This window comes from Bradyrhizobium sp. (assembly GCF_035273305.1).
Taxonomy (GTDB): domain Bacteria; phylum Pseudomonadota; class Alphaproteobacteria; order Rhizobiales; family Xanthobacteraceae; genus Bradyrhizobium.
Genome location: NZ_DATEPI010000039.1, coordinates 1 through 5,247, shown reverse-complemented (window position 1 = coordinate 5,247; position 5,247 = coordinate 1). Strand labels below are relative to the sequence as shown.

At 56.5% G+C, this 5,247-nt stretch carries 2 protein-coding genes and 1 pseudogene; 1 reads left to right on the top strand and 2 read right to left on the bottom strand.

Features of this window, described 5'->3' with window-relative positions:
* Window positions 1-1,971: 1,971 nt before the first annotated feature.
* Window positions 1,972-2,646: a PEPxxWA-CTERM sorting domain-containing protein gene (locus VJV58_RS02720; protein WP_324135797.1), complete on the top strand. Its 675-nt coding sequence runs from the start codon at window positions 1,972-1,974 to the stop codon at window positions 2,644-2,646.
* Window positions 2,647-3,553: 907 nt separating this feature from the next.
* Here VJV58_RS02720 and VJV58_RS02715 read toward each other — a convergent pair.
* Both VJV58_RS02715 and VJV58_RS02710 read right to left on the bottom strand, forming a co-directional pair.
* Window positions 3,554-4,582: a TAXI family TRAP transporter solute-binding subunit gene (locus VJV58_RS02715; protein ID WP_324135796.1), complete on the bottom strand. Its 1,029-nt coding sequence runs from the start codon at window positions 4,580-4,582 to the stop codon at window positions 3,554-3,556.
* A gap of 53 nt (window positions 4,583-4,635) precedes the next feature.
* Window positions 4,636-5,247 (bottom strand): annotated as a pseudogene (locus tag VJV58_RS02710) (hypothetical protein); the annotation flags it as partial.

Genomic DNA, 5,247 nt, shown 5'->3' with positions numbered 1-5,247 from the left:
CGCCGGTTAACATTATTGCCCGCCAAAAGCCGTGTCGCGGCTACCACATCGCACAGAAAAGACGCGGGACCGCAGCGCCGCGCACCTACGTCCCGGTAGAAATCAAAAGCCGTCCACGGCGGGGGCGCACATGGACGGGCTCGGGAGATAGACACATGCCGACGATTGGCACGCGCCACAATTAGACCTATGCGCCATGGATAATTCTGTCTGCTTCCCGACTCTCTCACCGGCTTGTTACTCGCTCCGCTGTTCACCCTCCAAAGCGGCGTAATAATTCGGAGACATGAGCGACGGGTCGCCGCCGTCGTCCGGACTCACCACCAGTTCAGCGGCGATCCTTGCCATGGTTGCGCAGATCTCGAAAGGGTTACGCGTGAAGCTTGTCCAAGGGCATCACGCTTCCTCCCCTTCGACGTCCGAATCATTGTCGCCATCGTCCCTCGTCGACTTCGGACCATGGAAGAACATAACCTGTCGCCCTGACTTCGTCGGCAAGGCATGAACCCGGCTCGCTCCAACGCGAAAGGCGCGCGCCAACTCAGGCAGTCATGCCTACGCAGCGTATCGATGAATAGGTGCCGAAAGCTTGTCGGGCGGCACTACGACAGTTCGCATAACGGAACTTGTCTGGCCCGTTCGGTGGCAGTTTGGGCAGTGGAATAAATGCGAGATGGTATCCGACGAGACTAGGGCTGAGCGGGTCCATTTCATTTCGATGAGGCAATTAGGGCATATCGGCTGATCGAGGTGCTCTAATGCCCGCTTAAGTTTGTCGACCACGGCCGTTCTACTCGTTCACGCTCGTACCTAACGATAAACTAGGACACTCCAGTATTCAAGTTGGAACACCACGCCGATTCCGCACAAGTTCAAACTGATCATAGAGAGCGATCAGCAACAGTGAGCCGACCCCTGAGTGACGTTCTTGTGTGCTGTTTGGTACGCAAGCCAATTCGGCCGCGGGGCCGACCGTAAAGCTTAACGCGCGAGTTCATTTGCTGAACGCTGTCGCGGTTTTTATCGTGCTCGCAAGTCGCGCGGCCCCGCCCCACGCAACGCGCGACTAGGGGTCGTCGCAGTGTGCCCTGCAGCCACGCGGCGGCCCCGCCCAACGGCGCCGAGAATCGCAAATGGCCAGATATCAAATGTATTTTATTGCAGCCGACGGTGAGTTTCTCCGGGCAATCGAGCTTCTATGTCCGAATGACGACAGTGCCAGGCAGTGCGCGAAGCAGTTCGTTGACGGTCATGATGTCCAACTGTGGGAAGGCGACCGGAAAGTCGAGCGATTCCCTCATTCCCACGAATAGTAATAATGGGGGCTTCTGACATAGAAACGAATTTGCGTCGTCTGGTTTGTCGAGAAGCTATTCGCTCAAGTTCGACGGCCGCCATGTGTGAGAGATGCAAAGAAATCGACAGAAAGATCGAACGCTATCGAGCCCTCGCCAAGCAGATTTTAGACTCGATCACCAATGAGGAAACGGAAAAGCTCGTTCAGGATTTGATCGCCGAAAGGGCCGCGCTTCATTCAGATCGGCAGAACTAACGCCAGGATTCCTTCAAGGTTTGGATCAATTTCAAAAGCCGCGTCCTACCATTTGTAGGTGCCTGTGACGGTCAGGCCCGCTAAAAGGACAAACTTGCTCTTGGGAGTGGCGATTGGGCTCTTCACTGTCATTCTGATCGTGCGGTACATTACTATTGTCGTGGCGGGTTAATTTAATTCCGGAAAGGGTCCGTGACGCGGCCCCACGACGTGAAAAGGGCCGGCTCCCCGGCGGAAGCGGGCCGCCCGGCTTTAAAATAGCTTTGCCGCCGGTGATAACGTCGGGCGTTATCTATATTTCGAAGTCCAATTAACCCAAGTTAATACCATCTAATTCATTTTATGTGGACGCGTCCGAAATTCTGTGAATAATCCAAATGGGAGGGGTTGACTGTTGTATTTGGAGCACAGTTTTAAACATGAGTAAAAAGTCGCGTTCACTTCTCACATTAACAGCCGCGGCGCTTTTGCTCGGTATGGGTCCTGCCAGTGCTGCGTTGTTTACCGCGGCCGGTTCTAATGCTGATGGAGCATTATTAGGGACAGCGGATATAACGGTGAGTAACGGAAGCCTAACAGTGGTTCTCACCGACACCGGCATCGGACAAATCTCGTCCGGGCAGACTATCAGCGATGTTGCTTTTACGGTCTCGGGATTAGGGACGGTTAGCACATTCACCCAAGCCGGTTCGCTGGTGAACGTTAACGACAACGGGACGGTAACCCCGGTTCCGGGTTCTCCCACGCACTGGACGGATATTATATCCGGAGATAGCGTGCACCTGACGACATTAAGTGGAGGACAGCCCTTCGATCTGATTGTGGGACTCAATCCCAACCAGAACAACGGCTTTGATAATTTCAACCCGTACATCAATCATACCGGCACGTTTACACTCGCTTGTACTGGTTGCTCGACAACCGACACTATTTCCGGCGTTTCGATCAGCTTTGGAACGGAGGGCTTCAGCGTACCCGCCAACGTGAGGGCAGTCCCAGAACCAGCGACGTGGGCGATGATGATCTTGGGCTTTATCGGCGTTGGATTCGTGGCCTATCGACGCAAGAACACCGCCGCGTTCCGCTTCGCGTAGTTCTAGTCTTCGGATGTTAAATTTGGAAAGGCCGCCTTCGGGCGGCTTTTCTGTTTTTTATTTAAATTAGTCGCGCCCTTCAATTTGGCAGCGATGACAAAATTAGATTTGACGGCACCCTGCTGAAACAAACATCTATGACCGGTGGTCGACGAGCAATGGTCCGGCACTCTCGCTCGCGGCCCCTATTAGCGCCGCCCTCATTCGGCTGGTATTCGCACAGCGTTGATCTATCAACTTGGTAACGAAGGGCCCTGTCTAGTCGATCCCGCTGTTTCAGCTCAACGGTTTGGATTTGCGATCGCGTGAGGCCAATTGCACGCCGGAGCTATTTTGGCGCGCACAGCATCAAGTCCGATCAATGAAAACGTTGCGCGTCGAGCGGCTCCCCCGCGCAATCCAATGTCCACAACTAGTTCACCATCGCTTCGAACCGACTGGAAAAAAGCGCCGGGCTCGATTTTGAGTGCGACTCCGGCTCCGAAGGCAGGCTTTACCCCATCGATACGGACCGGCGGGCCTCCTCTCGCGCTGTAGGAAATCGCGTAATCCTCACCGCGCCCAGAGATAGTCGGCCCGGAGATCGCGAATTCACTTCGTCCGCCTCGGCAACGCATCGATAACTGAAACGGCGAGCCGTCCAAGACCTCCCGCGACGAGGCCGTGGCGCTGGCGATCGGTGCATAGTCAACCGGCGATGTCGTCTGACTGATGATCCACGGGTTTGCCGTCGAGGCGGGCTGCGCTTGGCGCGCCACAGAGCGCGCAAGCTCGTCCAGGCACGGCAGCCGTTCCTCAGGCCGCATCAGACTACAAGTACGGAGTTGATTCAGTGGATCCTCTGAACCATCGGCGGCCCCCATCCCGGCAAGGACGGCGAATGAAATGACGGCAAAGGCAGCGGGGTTCACTGCGACACCTGCATTGAGCGAGCGTGGTTATCCAACCAGTTCTGGGCTGCTGGGAAGCGCGCGAGCCCGGGAACCGTCGCGCCAAGGTTGATTGATTTCCATTTGGGATCAAAACCGGGGCCCTGCAACTTGTCGATACTCGAGAACAGGTGATCGACGAAGCGCGCCACGCGTTGATAACGTTGCGAACTGGTCGACCAGTTGAAGGCGACCAATGCGGTAGGCACGGCGACAGTGTCGACCCGCGCGCCTTCGTGAATCAGATTAGGGTAATCGGACGAATCGAGAGAGGCTGGAAGATAGTAGTCCTCCAGCTTGCTTTCGTATGGAACCGGCAAAAACTTAAATCCGGGGTCCCAGCGTCCACGCACGAACGCTTCGACTGGCTTGGACGTGATGAATACGACTGCGGACATATCCCCCTTGCGCATCTGTTCCAGCGCCACTTGATGCGGAATGAACGTCTGCTCGACGTCCAGACCTAGTCGGCTGAAGATCAGCGGACCGGAATAAGCGGCTGCTGTGCCTTGGTTGTTGAAGTTTACCTTTTTGCCGACCAAATCGTTGAGGCTCTGAATTTCCGGTCGAACAAAAACGTGCAATTCGGAGGGAAAGAGATTTAGCACGTAGGCAAGTCGATGTTGGACGTCAGGTACCTGCCTCTTATATTCGTCCAGCACGTCCGCATTGATAATAGCTGCGTCAATGCCGCGCAGATACAATAGCGAGTTCACGTTTTCAGCGGCTCCTCGTGTCACCACAGGCACGACATGAAGATTATCCCCGTCGTCAACTACGCGCGCAATCTCTGCGGCCAAGCGGATCGGTGCACCTTCGAGGAGGCCTCCGGCGAGGCCCACAGTCCACGCGTTCATGGTCGTTTTCGGTGCCGGAACAGCGGGCTTGGTGGAAAAAGCGGTTTTGGTTCGGGCAGCTTTTGCCTGTGCGTCCATGGCAGTTGGCTGCAGCAGCAACAAAAGAGCCGGGGCGACGGACAACAGTTGCTGCCGAAATGAGCTTTGCATTCAGTTCTCCTCTACCTGCGAGATAACGGCTTATCCCGGTCCTGCGGATCCCTTCATCGGAGCGCATCCAAGCGCTGCTTCGCCTGGTTGTTTCCGACTGCCTCAGCCTTCGCGTATAGCTCCCGCGCCTTGTCCACGTCACCGCGAGTGCCGAACGTTCCCCATTTAGGAAGGATAAGCGGGTCATAAGTCTCCGCCAGCGCGAAGGTTGCTTTTGCGCTACCGCTTTCGGCAGCGCGCTCAAGCACAATTCTGGCCGAGCCAATGTCTCCTTGTCCGAGCAAGGCGCTCGCACGCAGGAACAACCTTTCGACGGCCGGACCGTCATCAGAATTGTTCGGCGCTTCTCTGGCCGGTGCTAGGTTGACCCGGTCTGGTAGAACCGCCTCCGTTCCGCGGGTCCGCGTGATCAGGCCTGCGGACGCAACCCCTCCAGTTATAGGCGCCTGCGTCTGGGTTCGTTCGGAGACGAGATCCCGCTGCTCTGCCCCCGCCTGCTCTTGTTGCGCCGACTTGCGCAGCTCCGCTGCGTTCCTTGCGCCTGGTTTCTTGAGCTCATCGGCTTGCGCCGAGGCGTTAGACTGCCATGCCTCGACCTCGGTTAGCTTGGCGCGCACCGTTCCGAGCTCTCGAGACAGCGCCTCCGACCTCTCATGCTCCTGCTG

What these genes read in the sequence shown, in the direction of transcription:
- VJV58_RS02715 (WP_324135796.1), bottom strand. Translation starts at nt 4,582, where the DNA reads ATGCAAAGCTCATTTCGGCAGCAACTGTTGTCCGTCGCCCCGGCTCTT.
- VJV58_RS02720 (WP_324135797.1), top strand. Translation starts at nt 1,972, where the DNA reads ATGAGTAAAAAGTCGCGTTCACTTCTCACATTAACAGCCGCGGCGCTT.